Origin of the sequence: Serratia sp. CY33525, from assembly GCF_052169115.1 — a bacterium.
Classification (GTDB): Bacteria; Pseudomonadota; Gammaproteobacteria; order Enterobacterales; family Enterobacteriaceae; genus Serratia; species Serratia sarumanii.
Map to the genome: position 1 here is coordinate 107,505 of NZ_JBJNLK010000007.1, position 16,453 is coordinate 123,957.

Sequence of the window (16,453 nt, forward strand, 5' to 3'; positions counted from 1 at the left end):
TGACAGCACGGTTACCTTGCCGCGGCGGCGGATATTCAGCAATCGGCGGATATCAGATGTGGAAAAGGCCGCGAAAGCGGCCTTTGTTTGTTGCACTGCGTTGCAGAAAAATGCGGCGATTACTGAGGCTGTTGCTCAGCGGCGCCCATTTTGATCTCGGCTTCTTTACGCAGGCTCGCCAGCAGCGAATCGAAGGAGACGCCGGTCGCGCCCTCTTCCATCTTGCCAACGAAGGTTTTCATTTCGTCTTCCGGCAACGTGCCTGGCTTCACCGCATCGAGCGCGATCAGCACCACGTTGTCCTGACGATCCTGCGACATGCCGTATACCGGTTTACCGTCCTGCGGGTGCGGCAGCGCGAACACGCTCTCTACCAGCTGGCTGTCTTCCGGCGCGCGCGCCATCTTCTGCACGGCGCCAAAGCTCAGGCCGGCGGCTTTCATCGCCTCGTCGCCCTTGCCCTGCTTCAGCTCAACCAGCAGCTTCTCGCCCTGCAGTTTCGCTGCCTGCAGCGCCTTGTTGCGCTTCACCAGTTCCGCCACGCGGTCTTTCACCTGGTCGAACGGTTCGATGCCTTCCGGCTTGTGGCCGCTCACGCGCACCACGAAGGCGCGGTCGCCGTCTACGGTGATCACGTCGGAGTTGCTGCCCGGCGCGCCGTTCTCGCCGATCAGCGAGCCGTCGAAGATCGCCTGCACGACCGGCTTGAAGTTCAGCGCGGCAGGAATGTTGTCACGGGTGAACCAGTCGCTTTGCGCCGCTTTCACGCCGGCCGCTTCTTCAGCCGAGGCCAGAGATTCGTTGTCGCTGGTCGCCGCTTCGCTCACCTTCTGCTGCAGCGCGTAATACGCGTCTACCGCTTTCTCCTGCTGCACCTGCTTGGCGATGGCGTCATGCACTTCGCTCAGCGGCTTCACTTTCTCAGGTTCGATATCGTTCAAACGCACGATCAGGTAGCCGACGGAAGACTTCACCACGCCGGACAGCTGCCCTTTCTCGGTCAGGTTAGCCTGCTTCAGTTCGTCGGCGGTGGTTTCCGGCTCCAGCCAACCCAGCTCGCCGCCGGTGCGGCGTGAGATGATATCGGTGGATTTCTCTTTCGCCAGCGTGGCGAAATCGGCGCCCTTCTTCAGCTCGTCCAGCGCCGCGTTGGCTTCCGCCTCGGTTTTCAGCTGGATCACGCTGTAGTTTTTACGCTCCGGCTGGCCGTAGCTGCTCTTGTGCTGGTCGTAGTAAGCGCTGATGTCTTCTTCGCTCACTTTCACCTTGTCCTGCATGGACGCAGCGTCCAGCGGGATATAGCTCACCTTCACCTGCTCAGGTGCGATGAAGCTGTTCTTGTTCTGATCGTAATACGCCTTCAGTTCGTCGTCGCCGGCGCTCTGTTTCGCCTGCAGCGCTTTCAAATCGATGGTCGCCAAGCGCACGTCGCGCTCCTGCAGCACCAACGCCGCCATGGCTTGCGATTCAGACGGCAGCACGAAGCCGGAATCGCCGAAGGCCTGGATCACCTGCTGATTGACCAACTGCTGGCGCATCGACTGCGCGAAGTTGTCGGCGGTGTAGCCCATGCGGCCGATCAGGTCGAGGTATTTGGCGTTATCGAACTGGCCGTTGGTCTGGAAGTAAGGCGCCTTGCGGATGGCGTCCTTGATCTGATCGTCGCTGACCGCCAGGCCCAGCTTCTTGGCGTACTGGTCGAGCAGCATGTTGTCGATCAACTGGGACAACACCTGACGGCGCATCTGCTGCATATAGCCTTCGTTGCCGGCCAGCGCGGAGAACTGGTCACCCAGCTGCTGCTGCATGCGGCTACGCTCGCTTTGGAAAGCCTGTTCCAGCTGAGCGCGCTCGATCGTCTGACCATTTACTTTCGCAGCATAATCGCCGGAGCCGCCGATCAGGTAGTTACCCACCCCGGTCAGAACGAATGACAGGATGATCAGGGCCAGGATGATTTTGAGCACGACGTGATTAGCAGCCGCGCGTAAATTGTCCATCATAGTGTGACAACACTCCGCTGTGATGTGGATTAACAACCCTTGTGCAGGCGCGTTCCCTGCGACAAAAATAAAAAAAGCGCATCAGTCCGATGCGCCTTGTATCTTACCTTACCAGCACCGCTGCGTCAGGTGATTGTTTATTACAAAACCCTGTTACGCTAAACGGTTAGACGCTAAATCAGTTTACAGCGTCTTTCAGCGCTTTCCCTGCACGGAAGGCCGGTACTTTGGCTGCCGCGATTTTGATCTCTTTACCGGTCTGCGGGTTGCGGCCGGTACGAGCCGAACGTTCACGCACAGTGAAGGAACCGAAACCTACCAGAGCCACGTCATCCCCTGCTTTCAGAGAGTCGGTAACGGAAGCGATTACTGCGTCTAAAGCACGTCCCGCTGCCGCTTTGGAAATATCAGCACCTGCGGCAATCTTGTCGATCAGTTGTGACTTATTCACTCTATCATCCCCTCTAGAATTCTATCGTCGCACCGAAAAATCCCTACGGTTGCGACAGCGCAGCTGTTATATCAATCCCATCGAACCTTGGCAAGCCACCGACTGCGTGGCAAAACGCGGGCCGACAGAGATCTAACTTAGCGGTACAAAAAAATACTGGCAAGTCCGAAATGGCTTGCCAGTATAAGTTTTATCAATGGTTTTTGCGATTCGTCACTATTTTGCCGCTACCGGCAGTGCGCCGAAGGCCGGGTTTTGCAACGCAATGTTCAAAACTTCATCGATTCGCTGCACCGGATGAATCTCCAGATCGGCGATAACATTGTCCGGAATCTCTTCCAGATCGCGCTTGTTCTCGTAAGGGATCAGCACGGTTTTGATGCCGCCACGATGCGCCGCCAACAGCTTTTCTTTCAGGCCGCCGATCGGCAACACCTGACCGCGCAGCGTGATCTCCCCGGTCATCGCCACATCGGCGCGTACCGGGTTGCCGGTCAGGCAGGAGACCAGCGCGGTGCACATCGCAATACCGGCGCTCGGGCCGTCTTTCGGCGTCGCCCCTTCCGGCACGTGCACGTGGATGTCGCGTTTCTCGTAGAAATCGGCGTTGATGCCCAATTTCTCCGCGCGCGCGCGCACCACGGTCAGCGCCGCCTGAATCGATTCCTGCATCACTTCACCCAGGGAACCGGTGTAGGTCAGCTTGCCTTTACCCGGTACGCAGGCGGTTTCGATGGTCAGCAGATCGCCGCCCACTTCCGTCCACGCCAGCCCGGTGACTTCGCCCACGCGGTTTTCGGTATCCGCACGGCCGTAATCGACGCGCTGCACGCCCAGGTAATCCTTCAGGTTGTCGCCGTTGATCTCGAGATGCTTGAGCTTCTTGTCCATCAGCAGCGTTTTCACCGCTTTACGGCACAGCTTGGAGATTTCACGCTCCAGGCTGCGCACCCCGGCTTCGCGGGTGTAGAAGCGAATGATGCCGATGATGGCGCTGTCGTCGACCGTCAGCTCGCCTTTTTTCAGCGCGTTGCGCTCAAGCTGCTTCGGCAGCAGGTGCTGCTTGGCGATGTTGAGCTTCTCGTCCTCGGTGTAACCCGACAGGCGGATCACTTCCATACGGTCCAGCAGCGGCGCAGGAATGTTCATCGAGTTCGAGGTGGCGACGAACATCACGTCGGACAGATCGTAATCCACTTCCAGGTAGTGGTCGTTGAACGCCACGTTCTGTTCCGGATCCAGCACCTCCAGCAGAGCGGAGGCCGGATCGCCGCGCATGTCGGAAGACATCTTGTCGATCTCATCCAACAGGAACAGCGGGTTCTTCACCCCAACCTTGGCCATCTTCTGGATCAGTTTGCCCGGCATCGAACCGATGTAGGTACGACGGTGGCCGCGGATTTCCGCTTCGTCACGCACGCCGCCCAGCGCCATGCGCACGTACTGGCGGCCGGTCGCTTTGGCGATCGACTGCCCCAGCGAGGTTTTACCCACGCCCGGCGGCCCCACCAGACACAGGATCGGCCCCTTGATTTTGCTGACGCGGCTCTGCACCGCGAGGTACTCGAGAATGCGATCCTTGACGCGCTCCAGGCCGTAGTGATCGGTATCGAGCACTTCCTGCGCCTTGTTCAGGTCTTTTTTCACCTTGCTGCGCGCATTCCACGGCACCTGCAGCATCCAGTCGATGTAGCCGCGCACCACGGTCGCTTCCGCCGACATCGGCGACATCATCTTCAGCTTTTGCAGTTCCGCTTCGGTTTTCTCGCGCGCCTCTTTCGGCATTTTCGCCGCATCGATCTTGCGCTTCAGCGCTTCGTGCTCGTCCGGCGCGTCGTCCATCTCGCCCAGTTCTTTCTGAATCGCCTTCATCTGCTCATTCAGATAGTACTCGCGCTGGCTCTTCTCCATCTGCTTCTTGACGCGGTTGCGGATGCGTTTCTCGACCTGCAGCAGGTCGATCTCCGATTCCATCATCGCCATCAGGTATTCCAGGCGCTCGGTGATGTCGGACATCTCGAGCACCGACTGCTTGTCGCTGAGTTTCAGCGGCATGTGGGCGGCGATGGTGTCCGCCAGGCGCGCGGCGTCGTCGATGCTGTTCAGTGAAGTCAGCACCTCCGGCGGGATTTTTTTGTTCAGCTTGATATAGCCTTCAAACTGATTGATCGCGGTGCGCACCAGCACTTCCTGCTCGCGCTCGTCGATCGACGGCGACTCAAGGTATTCCGCCTGCGCGGCGAAATGCTCACCGCTGTCGGACAGCGTGGTGATGCGCGCGCGCTGCAGCCCCTCGACCAGCACTTTTACCGTGCCGTCCGGCAGCTTCAGCATCTGCAGGATCGACGCTACGGTGCCAACCGAGAACAAGTCGTTAATGCCAGGTTCATCCGTTGAGGCCTCTTTCTGTGCCACCAGCATGATCTTCTTATCGTGATCCATTGCGGCTTCGAGGCACCGAATCGATTTTTCCCGGCCAACAAATAACGGGATCACCATGTGCGGATAAACCACCACGTCGCGCAATGGCAGAACGGGGATTTCAATGCGTTCGGAACGCTCAGGGTTCATAGAGCTCTCTCTTAGTTTAATTTCCGCCAGGTTGAGGGGGAATCTCATGAGACGCAAGCATCTAACGTTTCATAAAATCTGGTTAACGAGTATATGGGGATGAATCTCTTACATTCAACGGCAAGAATGCAGGAAAAAGAAATGGGGGATAAAATCCCCCATTTTGCTGATAACGCCCTGGTTTGACTGGCTAATTATTCGCCAGACGCCTGAGCTTCCGGCTTGCCGTAAATCAGCAGCGGTTTGGATTGGCCGGCGATGACCGACTCGTCGATCACCACTTTGTCTACGCTGTCCATCGACGGCAGATCGTACATGGTGTCGAGCAGCGCGCCTTCCACGATGGAACGCAGGCCGCGGGCGCCGGTCTTGCGCGCCATGGCTTTCTTGGCGATGGCGTTCAACGCTTCGTCGCGGAACTCCAGCTCCACGCCTTCCAGGTTGAACAGCGCCTGATACTGCTTGGTCAGGGCGTTCTTCGGCTCTTTCAGGATCTGAATCAGCGCGTCTTCGCTCAGCTCGCTCAGGGTCGCCACCACCGGCAGACGGCCGATGAACTCAGGGATCAGGCCGAACTTGATCAAATCTTCCGGTTCGGCCTGCAGCAGCAGTTCGCCTTCGGTCGCCTTCTCGGACTCGCCCTTGACGGTCGCGCCGAAGCCGATGCCGGAGCCGGTGTTGACGCGCTGGCCGATCACCTTATCCAGGCCGGCGAATGCGCCGCCGCAGATAAACAGGATCTTGGAGGTATCGACCTGCAGGAACTCCTGTTGCGGATGCTTGCGCCCACCCTGCGGCGGAACCGCGGCGATGGTGCCTTCAATCAGCTTCAGCAGCGCCTGCTGCACGCCCTCACCCGAGACGTCACGCGTGATCGACGGGTTGTCGGACTTGCGGGAAATCTTATCGATTTCATCGATATAAACGATGCCGCGCTGCGCTTTCTGCACGTCATAGTCACATTTTTGCAACAGCTTCTGGATAATATTTTCCACGTCCTCGCCCACGTAACCGGCTTCGGTCAGCGTGGTGGCGTCGGCCATGGTGAACGGCACGTCCAGGAAGCGCGCCAGCGTTTCCGCCAGCAGGGTTTTGCCGCTGCCGGTCGGGCCGATCAGCAAGATGTTGCTCTTGCCCAACTCGATACCGTTGCTGGTATCGCCGTTGCGCAGGCGTTTGTAGTGGTTGTACACCGCAACCGCCAGCACTTTCTTCGCCTGCTCCTGGCCGATGACGTAGTCATCCAGGTGGTGGCGGATCTCGTGCGGCGTCGGCAGCGCACTGCGCTCACGATGCGGGGCAACTTCTTTAATCTCTTCGCGAATAATGTCGTTACACAGATCGACACATTCATCGCAGATATACACTGACGGCCCGGCAATCAGCTTACGCACTTCATGCTGGCTTTTGCCGCAAAAAGAGCAGTACAGCAGCTTTCCTGAACCGTCTTTGCGCTTATCTGTCATCAGTCAAACCTCTTCTTTAGTCTTGTCCCGCAGGAAAATCACGGCGGCAGTGCGCCCAAACTCATATCGGGAACGCCGAGTGGCCACAGCAGAGCGAGCCCCTGCCCACTCTGATTACTATAGTCCATCGGCGCCGCGTGGTTCTAGCTGCGGTGTGTCAGAATGCCGTCAACCAGGCCGTATTCCACAGCTTCTTCCGCGGTCATAAAGCGATCGCGCTCGGTGTCGCGCTCGATCTGCTCCAGCGGCTGGCCGGTATGTTCCGCCATCAGTTCGTTCATGCGCGCTTTCACCTTGAGGATTTCGCGCGCGTGGATTTCGATGTCCGTCGCCTGGCCCTGGTAGCCGCCCAGCGGCTGGTGAATCATCACGCGCGAGTTCGGCAAGCAGAAACGTTTGCCTTTGGCGCCCGCGGTCAGCAGGAAGGAGCCCATCGAGCACGCCTGCCCCATACAGATGGTGCTGACGTCCGGCTTGATGAACTTCATGGTGTCGTAAATCGACATGCCCGCGGTGATCACCCCGCCCGGCGAGTTGATGTAGAGGAAAATGTCTTTTTCCGGGCTTTCCGCTTCGAGGAACAGCATTTGCGCCACGATCAGGTTGGCCATGTGATCTTCCACCTGGCCGGTCAGGAAAATGATGCGCTCTTTCAGCAGGCGGGAATAGATGTCGTAAGAACGCTCCCCGCGTGAAGTCTGCTCTACCACCATCGGCACCAGCGCCATGTTCGGTGCAAATTGATCTCGTTCGCCACTGTATGACATTACCGTCTCCTAATAGAAATTGCCTTGGCGGCCAGGGTGTCACCCTAATACGCCGATTCTACTTGAGAACGGCCATGATGACTATGCTCAAGCATTCGACCCGCGCCGCACGTACCCGACGGTTATTTCATCCCGCGCACTTTGGCAAACAGCCCCAGAATTATTCTTTACAGATTGGGGGATCCCGGCGCGATTTCAAGCCCAGAGGCCGATTTTCTCCGCGCGCCGAAAACGATGCCGTTAATCTGACCGTTATCATGCCAGCCAGTTCCCCAGTCAACAGGGTAAATATAGTGCATATTGCCCCGCTTAACCTGAGATTAATCAGCAACGTGGCAAAAAGAAAAGCCCGCAACCTGAGGTTGCGGGCTTTTTCATCGTGCGCCGGTTCGCCAGGCGAAACCGGGGGCGCCGTTCATGGTGCCCGGCACGCCGGCATTACGCCTGTTGAGTCTGGTTCATCAGCTCGCTGAAGGTAGTGGCTTTTTCAGTCACTTTCGCTTTTGCCAGCAGGGCTTCAACCGCTTGCTCTTCCAGAGCCACGTTGCGCATGTTGTTCATCAGCTCTTTGTTTTTGCTGTAGAACTCGATGACTTCGCTCGGATCTTCGTAGGCAGAAGCCATTTCTTCGATCAGCGTCTTCACGCGGTCTTCGTCAGCTTTCAGGTCGTTGGTGCTGATCACTTCGCCCAGCAGCAGGCCAACCACTACGCGGCGTTTCGCTTGCTCTTCGAACAGCTCGCGTGGCAGTTCCAGCGCTTGCTTCTCGTTGCCGCCGAAACGCTGTGCAGCCTGACGACGCAGCACGTCGATTTCGCCGTCGATCAGGGCAGCAGGCACGTCGATTTCGTTCGCGCTCACCAGGCCGTCGATCGCCTGAGACTTGATGCGGTTACGCACGGCGCCTTTCAGCTCGCGCTCCATGTTCTTGCGAACTTCGGTGCGCAGGCCGGCAACGGAACCGTCCGCCACGCCGAAACGCTTGATGAACTCTTCGGTCAGCTCCGGCAGTTCGCGCTCTTCAACTTTCTTCAGCACGATAGCGAATTTGGCCGCTTTGCCCTTCAGGTTTTCCGCGTGGTAATCTTCTGGGAAGTTCACGTCGATGGAGAACTCTTCGCCCGCTTTGTGACCGACCAGGCCTTCTTCGAAGCCTGGGATCATGCGGCCCTGGCCCATTGCCAGTACGAAGTCGGACGCTTTGCCGCCTTCGAACTCTTCACCGTCGATAGAACCGGTGAAGTCAACGGTCACGCGATCTTCAGCTTCCGCTGCGCGATCGGTTTCTTTCCAGGTCGCCTGCTGCTTGCGCAGGGTGTCCAGCATCGCGTCGACGTCTTCGTCGTTCACTTCAACCACAGGTTTTTCAACTTCGATGTTTTCCAGGCCTTTCAGCTCAACTTCTGGATACACTTCGAATTCAACGGCGAAGGTGAAGTCTTCACCTTCTTTGTACTCGCCCGGCACGTAGTTTGGTGCGCCGGCCGGATTAATCTTTTCTTTGATGATCGCGTCAACGAAGCTGCGCTGCATCGCTTCGCCCAGCACGTCCTGACGAACAGAGGCGCCGTAACGCTGTTCCACGATGTTCATCGGCACTTTGCCTTTGCGGAAGCCGTCGATACGCACGCTTTTCGCTGCGTTGATCAGCTCTTTCTTCACCGCCTGCTTGATAGTATCAGCCGGTACAGTAATAGAGAGACGGCGCCCAAGGCCTTGAGTGGTTTCTACTGAAACTTGCATCTTGTTACCTCAAAAAAATCACAGTGCTCGGTCAACTCCGTTCCAAGAACCAGGACGGCTACAAATAAGAACCGAGTTCCCTGATGACAGAAGCGTCCCGAAACCATTCCGGAAAAATAAGACGCGACATTATAGCGGCGCATGCATGGCGAGTCGAGGAAAGCTAGGCGGCGCAGGCGCGCTAAAACTCACACTTTTGCCGATTCGATCGCCAAAAGGCCGCCAAAACAGACCGAACGTTGGCCACATTGCGCATCGGCCGTGTCGTCGTCAAAAACAGAAACGGCCCGCAGGCCGTTTCAAAATTCGTCAGTAGTAATACCCTAATTCAAGGGCAAAGTTCCACTGATACCTGAAAATTTCCCCCTCAGGCCAGCGTCCCGGCGCCGCGACACGGCGGCGAGGCCGGCACGGTATCCTGCAACCCTTCCCACTCTTTGAGCGTGTAGGTGTGCAGCGCCAGCGCGTGTACGCCGTCCGCCAGCTCCTCCGACAGCACGCCGTAGATGGAGCGGTGGCGCGTCAAAAAACGTTCGCCGACGAAGCGATCGCTGACCAATACCACTTTGAAATGGCTTTCTGAACCCGCCGGAACGTTATGACGATAGCTTTCATCAACGACTTCCAGATACGCGGGCTCAAACGCCGCCCTTAACTTTGCTTCTATTTGCTCGCGAATCATAGGATCTCCTTACAACACCGGCAGAGGACCGTGCCCATCTAGTTCAATATTAGCCGGTTTCCCCCCGTTTAGACCATCGCCGGGACAAATTTCTCTTTTCTGCGGTCAAATGATGAGCGTCATCCCCGCCGCTTGGGGGATTATCCGATTGAGCGGGCCAAAAAAGCGTGTTTTTATCAACGGCAGGTAAAAATTTGTCACTCAGGCGCCTTCCGCGCTTCCACCGCACGGCGGCGATGCTATGATGTCGGCAATTTGTTGTCGGCTATCCCGCTCTGATTATTGCTAAATCCATCGAGAATGAGACAGAAAACATGTTAAAGAAACTTTGTCTTCCTTTGCTGGCCGCCCTGCTGCTGGCCGGCTGCGCGACCAGCAGCAACACCCTGAACGTCACGCCGAAAATCGTTCTGCCGCAGCAGGATCCTACCCTGCAGGGCATCACTGTCAGCATCAACGGCGCGGATCAGCGCACCGACCAGGCGCTGGCCAAGGTGAACCGCGACGGCCAGTTGGTCACGCTGACGCCATCGCGCGATCTGCGTTTCCTGCTGCAGGAAGTGCTGGAGAAACAGATGGGCGCACGCGGCTACATGATCGGTGCCGACGGCCCGGTGGCGCTGCAAATCGTCGTCAATAACCTGTACGCGGACGTCTCCGAAGGCAACCTGCGCTACAACATCACCACCAAAGCCGACATCTCGATCATCGCCCAGGCGAAGAACGGCAACAAGCAGGTGAAGAATTACCGCTCGACCTATAACGTGCAGGGCGCCTTCACGGCCACCAACGAGAAGATCACCGACGCCGTCAACTCCGTGCTGGGCGACGTGATCGCCGATATGGCCCAGGACACCAGCGTCAACGATTTCATCAAGCAAAACGCGCGCTAATCGCTGCGCCTTGTGCCGCCCGGCGGATCGGGCGGCGCAGACAGGGAACTCATGTCGAAACACTATCTGAACATTTTCACCCAGCGTAACTCCGCCATTCTGCTGCTGCTGGGCTTCGCGTCGGGTCTGCCGCTGGCATTGACCTCCGGCACGCTGCAAGCCTGGATGACCGTCGAAAATATCGATCTGAAAACCATCGGCATCTTCTCGCTGGTGGGCCAGGCCTACGTCTTCAAATTCCTCTGGTCGCCGTTCATGGACCGCTATACCCCACCGTTCCTCGGGCGGCGGCGCGGTTGGCTGCTGGTCAGCCAGCTGCTGCTGGTGGCGGCGATCGTGGCGATGGGCTTTATGCAGCCCGCGCAGCACCTGTGGTGGCTGGCGGCGTTGGCGGTGCTGGTGGCGTTCTGCTCCGCCTCGCAAGATATCGTGTTCGACGCCTACAAGACCGATCTGCTGAAAGCCGAAGAGCGCGGGGCGGGCGCGGCGATCTCGGTGCTGGGTTACCGGCTGGCGATGCTGGTTTCCGGCGGCCTGGCGCTGTGGCTGGCGGATCGCTATTTCGGCTGGCAAGCCACCTACTGGCTGATGGCCGGATTGATGCTGATCGGCGTGGCCGCCACGCTGCTGGCGCCGGAGCCGGACGAAAGCATCCCGGCGCCGCGCACCATGGAACAGGCGGTCGTCGCGCCGCTGCGCGATTTCTTCGGCCGCAACAACGCCTGGCTGATCCTGCTGCTGATCGTGATGTACAAAATGGGCGACGCCTTCGCCGGCAGCCTGAGCACCACCTTCCTGATCCGCGGCGTGGGGTTCGACGCCGGTGAAGTCGGGCTGGTCAACAAAACCCTCGGCCTGTTCGCCACCATCGTCGGCGCCCTGTTCGGCGGTGTGCTGATGCAGCGTCTCAGCCTGTTCCGCGCGCTGATGCTGTTCGGCGTCCTGCAGGCGGTCTCCAACCTCGGGTATTGGATTCTGGCGGTGACCGACAAGAGCCTGCTCACCATGGGCAGCGCCATCTTCCTCGAAAACCTGTGTGGCGGCATGGGCACCGCGGCCTTCGTGGCGCTGCTGATGACGCTGTGCAACCGTTCGTTCTCCGCCACCCAGTTCGCGCTGCTGTCGGCGCTGTCCGCCGTGGGGCGCGTCTATGTCGGCCCGATCGCCGGCTGGTTCGTCGAAGCCCACGGCTGGCCGTTGTTCTACCTGTTCTCTATCGCCGCCGCCCTGCCCGGCTTGCTGCTGCTCGGCATCTGCCGTCAGACGCTGGAGCACACCCAGCAGCATGGCGACTTCATGCCGCGCACCGAGTTTTCAGAATCTTACCGTTGGGCACTGCGCCTGCTGACGCTAGGCTGTTCGCTGTTGGGCCTGTGGTTGCTGTTGCTGATCGCCAATGCGCTGGACTGGACGCAGGCACCGCTGCTGGCCGATCGGCTGCTGCAAGTCGGCGCCGCGCTGAGCCTGCTCGGCGTCGCGATGGGCAGCACGCTGGATTACCTCGCCCTTCGCCGCACCCGTTTGGCATAATCTGACCGGCCGGCGATTTCGCCGGCCGAAAAAAAAGCGATCCGGGGGTATATTTATTTCGGTAAAAAAAGATAATCGGCGCGAAAATTATTTTTTTATCCGACTGCCGCGCTCGGAAATAAAATTAAATTCACCTTTAAGACACAATTATTTTACATTAAATAAACCTTTTCTTCGTATTTCCCCGTCGCGCATTTCTTCGCCAAATTCATCATACCTTTAGTTTTCCTTAACATACGGGCTGCTCGTCACGATTCAGCGTGCCAACGCGTTGTTGTCATTAGTAAATTGTCACGCAGGGTTACATCTGTGACCCCCTTAACAGAAAGTGTCAACAAGCCGCTGACACTCCCTTAAGCATGTTTACAGTACTGCAACCTTCCCGTAAAATGCCCGCACACATGAAACGACAATTGAGCCTTTGTTATTGAGGTCGTTAGATGAGACTTAAGAAATACAATAAAAGTATTGGGATGCTGTCATTAATCGCAGCCACTGTATTGCTCAGTGGTTGCGATATGGTTTTGATGAATCCCAAAGGAGCAATTGGTGTTGAGCAACGGACACTGATTATCACTGCAATCGCGTTGATGTTGATCGTGGTGGTGCCAGTTATCTTCATGGCGTTCGCCTTTGCCTGGAAGTATCGCGCTTCCAACAAAGACGCCAAGTACAGTCCGAACTGGGCCCACTCCAACAAGATCGAAGCGGTCGTCTGGACCATTCCTATCATTATCATCGCCATCCTTGGCACCATTACCTGGAAGACCACCCACGAACTCGACCCGTTCAAGCCGATTGTCACCGACAAGAAGCCGATGACGATCGAAGTGGTGTCGCTCGACTGGAAATGGCTGTTCATCTACCCGGAACAAGGCATTGCGACCGTTAATGAGCTGGCTTTCCCGAAAGATGTTCCAGTCGAATTCAAGATCACCTCTAACTCGGTAATGAACTCGTTCTTTATCCCGCAGTTGGGTGGACAGATTTATGCGATGGCCGGCATGCAGACCAAACTGCACCTGATCGGCAACGAAGCCGGTGCCTACAAAGGCATCTCCAGCAGCTACAGCGGCGCAGGCTTCTCCGGCATGAAATTCACCGCGATCGTTACCCCGACCGAAGGCGACTTCGATCAGTGGGTAGCCAAGGTGAAGGCATCGTCTAAAAACCTGAACACCACCGACGACTTTAACAAACTGGCAGAGCCGAGTGAAAACAACCCGGTTGAGTACTTTGCCGCTGTCAAACCGAATTTGTTCAAAGAAACAATTGCCAAATTCATGGGCGACATGGATATGCACAAGGGCGCTGGCGCGCACGAAGGCATGGACATGAGCCAAGGTATGGACATGGGTGAACATGCTGCTCACGCCGGAGCCGAGGAATAACTGATGTTGGGAAAATTAACACTTGATGCGGTTCCGTACCACGAACCGATCATCATGGTCACCGTAGCCGCAATTATTGTCGGGGGCCTGGCAGTGCTGGCGCTGCTGACATATTTCGGCAAATGGAAGTGGTTGTGGAGCGAATGGCTGACTTCGGTCGACCATAAAAAAATTGGTATCATGTACATCATCGTGGCGATGGTCATGCTGCTGCGCGGTTTCGCCGACGCAATCATGATGCGTAGCCAGCAGGCGTTGGCGTCCGCCGGCGAAGCCGGGTTCCTGCCGCCGCACCACTACGACCAGATCTTCACCGCGCACGGCGTTATCATGATCTTCTTCATGGCGATGCCTTTCGTGGTCGGCCTGATGAACGTCGTGGTGCCGCTGCAAATCGGTGCGCGCGACGTCGCCTTCCCGTTCCTGAACTCCCTGAGCTTCTGGTTCTTCGTGGTGGGCGTTGTGCTGATCAACATCTCCCTGGGGGTCGGTGAGTTCGCTCAGACCGGTTGGCTGGCGTATCCGCCGCTGTCGGGTAAAGAGTACAGTCCTGGCGTCGGGGTCGATTACTGGATCTGGAGTCTGCAGATTTCCGGTCTGGGTACCCTGCTGACCGGCGTGAACTTCTTCGCCACCATTCTGAAGATGCGTGCCCCAGGCATGCCTATGATGAAGATGCCGGTGTTCACCTGGGCGGCGCTGTGTACCAACGTCCTGATCATCGTTTCTTTCCCAATTCTGACCGTCACCATCGCGCTGCTGACCCTGGATCGCTATCTGGGCACCCATTTCTTCACCAATGATATGGGCGGCAACATGATGATGTACATCAACCTGATTTGGGCCTGGGGTCACCCAGAGGTGTATATTCTGGTTCTGCCGGTGTTCGGCGTGTTCTCCGAAGTCACCGCGACCTTCTCCAGAAAACGCCTGTTCGGCTATACCTCACTGGTATGGGCAACCATCGCGATCACCGTTCTGTCGTTCATCGTCTGGCTGCACCACTTCTTTACCATGGGGTCCGGCGCGAACGTTAACGCCTTCTTCGGTATCGCCACCATGATCATTTCCATCCCGACCGGGGTGAAAATCTTCAACTGGCTGTTCACCATGTATCAGGGCCGTATCAAGCTCAACTCCGCGATGCTGTGGACCGTTGGCTTCATCATCACCTTCTCCGTAGGTGGTATGACCGGCGTTCTGCTGGCGGTGCCGGGCGCGAACTTCGTGCTGCACAACAGCCTGTTCCTGATCGCTCACTTCCACAACGTCATCATCGGCGGCGTGGTGTTCGGTTGCTTCGCGGGCCTGACCTACTGGTTCCCGAAATCCTTCGGCTTCACGCTGAACGAAAAATGGGGCATCCGCGCGTTCTGGTTCTGGATCATCGGCTTCTTCACCGCCTTCATGCCGCTGTACGCATTGGGCTTTATGGGCATGACCCGTCGTATCAGCCAGAACATCAACCCTGAGTTCCACCCTCTGCTGCTGGTTGCAGCCGGCGGTGCGGCGCTGATCGCCTGCGGCATCCTGTGCCAGCTGATCCAGATCTTCGTCAGTATCCGTGACCGCGAACAGAACCGCGATCTGACCGGTGACCCATGGGGCGCTCGTACTCTGGAGTGGTCAACCTCGTCTCCACCGCCGTTCTATAACTTTGCCGTAGTGCCGCAGATTCATGACCGTGATGAATTCTGGGACATGAAAGAAAAAGGCGAAGCGTATAAGAAACCGGCTAAATACGAACCGATTCATATGCCTAAGAACACCGGCGCCGGCGTTATCATCGCCTTCTTCAGCCTGGTATTCGGTTTCGCAATGATTTGGGAAATCTGGTGGATGGCTCTGGCCGGCTTCATCGGTATGATCGTTGTCTGGATCGGCAAGAGCTTCGATCACGATGTTGACTACTATGTGCAGGTTGATGAAATCGAGCGCATTGAGAACCAACACTACGAACAAATCCGTAAAGCAGGCGTGAACCATGTCAACTGAAACTCTGACCAATCATAACGCAGCCCATGCAGAGCATGGGCACCACGACGCGGGAGAGACCAAAGTCTTCGGATTCTGGATCTACCTGATGAGCGACTGTATTTTGTTTGCGAGCTTGTTCGCGACTTATGCAGTCCTGGTGAACGGGACCGCTGGCGGTCCTACTGGAGCACACCTGTTCAAACTGGACTTCGTCCTGGTTGAAACCTTCCTGCTGCTGTTCAGCTCCATCACCTACGGCATGGCGATGATCGCCATGAACAAGGGGAAAGTGGCGGGCGTCAATCTCTGGCTGTTCCTGACCTTCCTGTTTGGTCTGGGATTCATTGGCATGGAGCTCTTCGAATTCCATGAATTTATCTCAGAAGGTTTTGGCCCGGATCGCAGCGCGTTCCTGTCCAGCTTCTTCGCGCTGGTCGGCACCCACGGTCTGCACGTAAGCGCAGGCTTGGTATGGATCATCGTGATGATGATTCAGGTGAGCAAGTTCGGCCTGACCGCGACCAACAAAACCCGCCTGATGTGCCTGAGCCTGTTCTGGCACTTCCTGGACGTGGTCTGGATCTGCGTATTTACCGTTGTTTATCTGCTGGGGGCTATGTCATGAGTCATTCATCCCATGAAACCTCTCACGGCGGCGCAAGCCACGGCAGCGTGAAGTCATACCTGATCGGCTTTATCCTGTCGATCATCCTGACGGTAATTCCATTTGCGATGGTAATGTACGGGAACGGTGGCAACATCTCCCATTCCACCATCCTGGCGGTTGTTGTCGGTATGGCGGTTATCCAGGTGATTGTTCACCTGGTTTACTTCCTGCACATGAACACCTCATCGGAAGAGCGCTGGAACCTGGTGGCATTGCTGTTCACCGCTATGATCATCGGTATCGTTGTTGTAGGTTCACTCTGGATTATGTACAACCTCAACATCAATATGATGGTCGATTAAGAGCTGAGCT

The 16,453-nt window shown here is 57.0% G+C and carries 13 protein-coding genes; 6 read left to right on the forward strand and 7 right to left on the reverse strand.

The genetic code is table 11. From position 1 onward, the window contains the following. Positions 1-119 precede the first annotated feature (119 nt). The 7 genes from ppiD to bolA form a co-directional block, all read right to left on the reverse strand. On the reverse strand, positions 120-2,003 hold the full coding sequence (gene ppiD, locus ACJ8IM_RS17560; protein ID WP_033637316.1) for a peptidylprolyl isomerase: 1,884 nt from the start codon (positions 2,001-2,003) through the stop codon (positions 120-122). 178 nt (positions 2,004-2,181) lie between these two features. Beyond that, positions 2,182-2,454, reverse strand: coding sequence for a nucleoid-associated protein HU-beta (gene hupB / locus ACJ8IM_RS17565; protein ID WP_004940351.1), 273 nt, complete (start codon positions 2,452-2,454; stop codon positions 2,182-2,184). Positions 2,455-2,670: 216 nt separating this feature from the next. Then, on the reverse strand, positions 2,671-5,025 hold the full coding sequence (lon, locus tag ACJ8IM_RS17570; RefSeq protein ID WP_033653263.1) for an endopeptidase La: 2,355 nt from the start codon (positions 5,023-5,025) through the stop codon (positions 2,671-2,673). Between the two features lie 194 nt (positions 5,026-5,219). Continuing rightward, complete coding sequence (gene clpX, locus ACJ8IM_RS17575) at positions 5,220-6,491, reverse strand: ATP-dependent protease ATP-binding subunit ClpX (protein WP_004940354.1); 1,272 nt, start codon at positions 6,489-6,491, stop codon at positions 5,220-5,222. 143 nt (positions 6,492-6,634) lie between these two features. After that, positions 6,635-7,258 (reverse strand): ATP-dependent Clp endopeptidase proteolytic subunit ClpP, encoded by a 624-nt coding sequence (clpP, locus tag ACJ8IM_RS17580; protein ID WP_016928858.1) that lies wholly within the window; start codon positions 7,256-7,258, stop codon positions 6,635-6,637. Positions 7,259-7,696: 438 nt separating this feature from the next. Further along, entirely contained in the window at positions 7,697-9,001 is a 1,305-nt protein-coding gene (tig, locus tag ACJ8IM_RS17585) for a trigger factor (RefSeq protein WP_004940358.1), read from the reverse strand. Between the two features lie 367 nt (positions 9,002-9,368). Beyond that, positions 9,369-9,683, reverse strand: coding sequence for a transcriptional regulator BolA (gene bolA / locus ACJ8IM_RS17590; protein WP_004940361.1), 315 nt, complete (start codon positions 9,681-9,683; stop codon positions 9,369-9,371). Between the two features lie 314 nt (positions 9,684-9,997). Here bolA and ACJ8IM_RS17595 point away from each other — a divergent pair, with 314 nt between their 5' ends. From ACJ8IM_RS17595 to ACJ8IM_RS17620, 6 genes are all read left to right on the forward strand, one after another. After that, entirely contained in the window at positions 9,998-10,576 is a 579-nt protein-coding gene (locus ACJ8IM_RS17595) for a lipoprotein (protein ID WP_033634001.1), read from the forward strand. Positions 10,577-10,627: 51 nt separating this feature from the next. Continuing rightward, positions 10,628-12,106, forward strand: a complete 1,479-nt coding sequence (ampG, locus tag ACJ8IM_RS17600) for a muropeptide MFS transporter AmpG (RefSeq protein ID WP_033653264.1) — start codon at positions 10,628-10,630, stop codon at positions 12,104-12,106. 440 nt (positions 12,107-12,546) lie between these two features. Continuing rightward, a complete protein-coding gene (gene cyoA / locus ACJ8IM_RS17605) occupies positions 12,547-13,497 on the forward strand; it encodes a cytochrome o ubiquinol oxidase subunit II (RefSeq protein ID WP_025301763.1) in 951 nt (316 codons plus the stop codon). Positions 13,498-13,500: 3 nt separating this feature from the next. After that, on the forward strand, positions 13,501-15,492 hold the full coding sequence (gene cyoB / locus ACJ8IM_RS17610) for a cytochrome o ubiquinol oxidase subunit I (RefSeq protein ID WP_033637313.1): 1,992 nt from the start codon (positions 13,501-13,503) through the stop codon (positions 15,490-15,492). Further along, complete coding sequence (locus ACJ8IM_RS17615; RefSeq protein WP_033653265.1) at positions 15,482-16,099, forward strand: cytochrome o ubiquinol oxidase subunit III; 618 nt, start codon at positions 15,482-15,484, stop codon at positions 16,097-16,099. The genes cyoB and ACJ8IM_RS17615 overlap by 11 nt, the downstream gene beginning before the upstream one ends. Continuing rightward, positions 16,096-16,443, forward strand: coding sequence for a cytochrome o ubiquinol oxidase subunit IV (locus ACJ8IM_RS17620; RefSeq protein ID WP_033653266.1), 348 nt, complete (start codon positions 16,096-16,098; stop codon positions 16,441-16,443). Before ACJ8IM_RS17615 ends, ACJ8IM_RS17620 begins: the two co-directional genes overlap by 4 nt. Positions 16,444-16,453 lie beyond the last annotated feature (10 nt).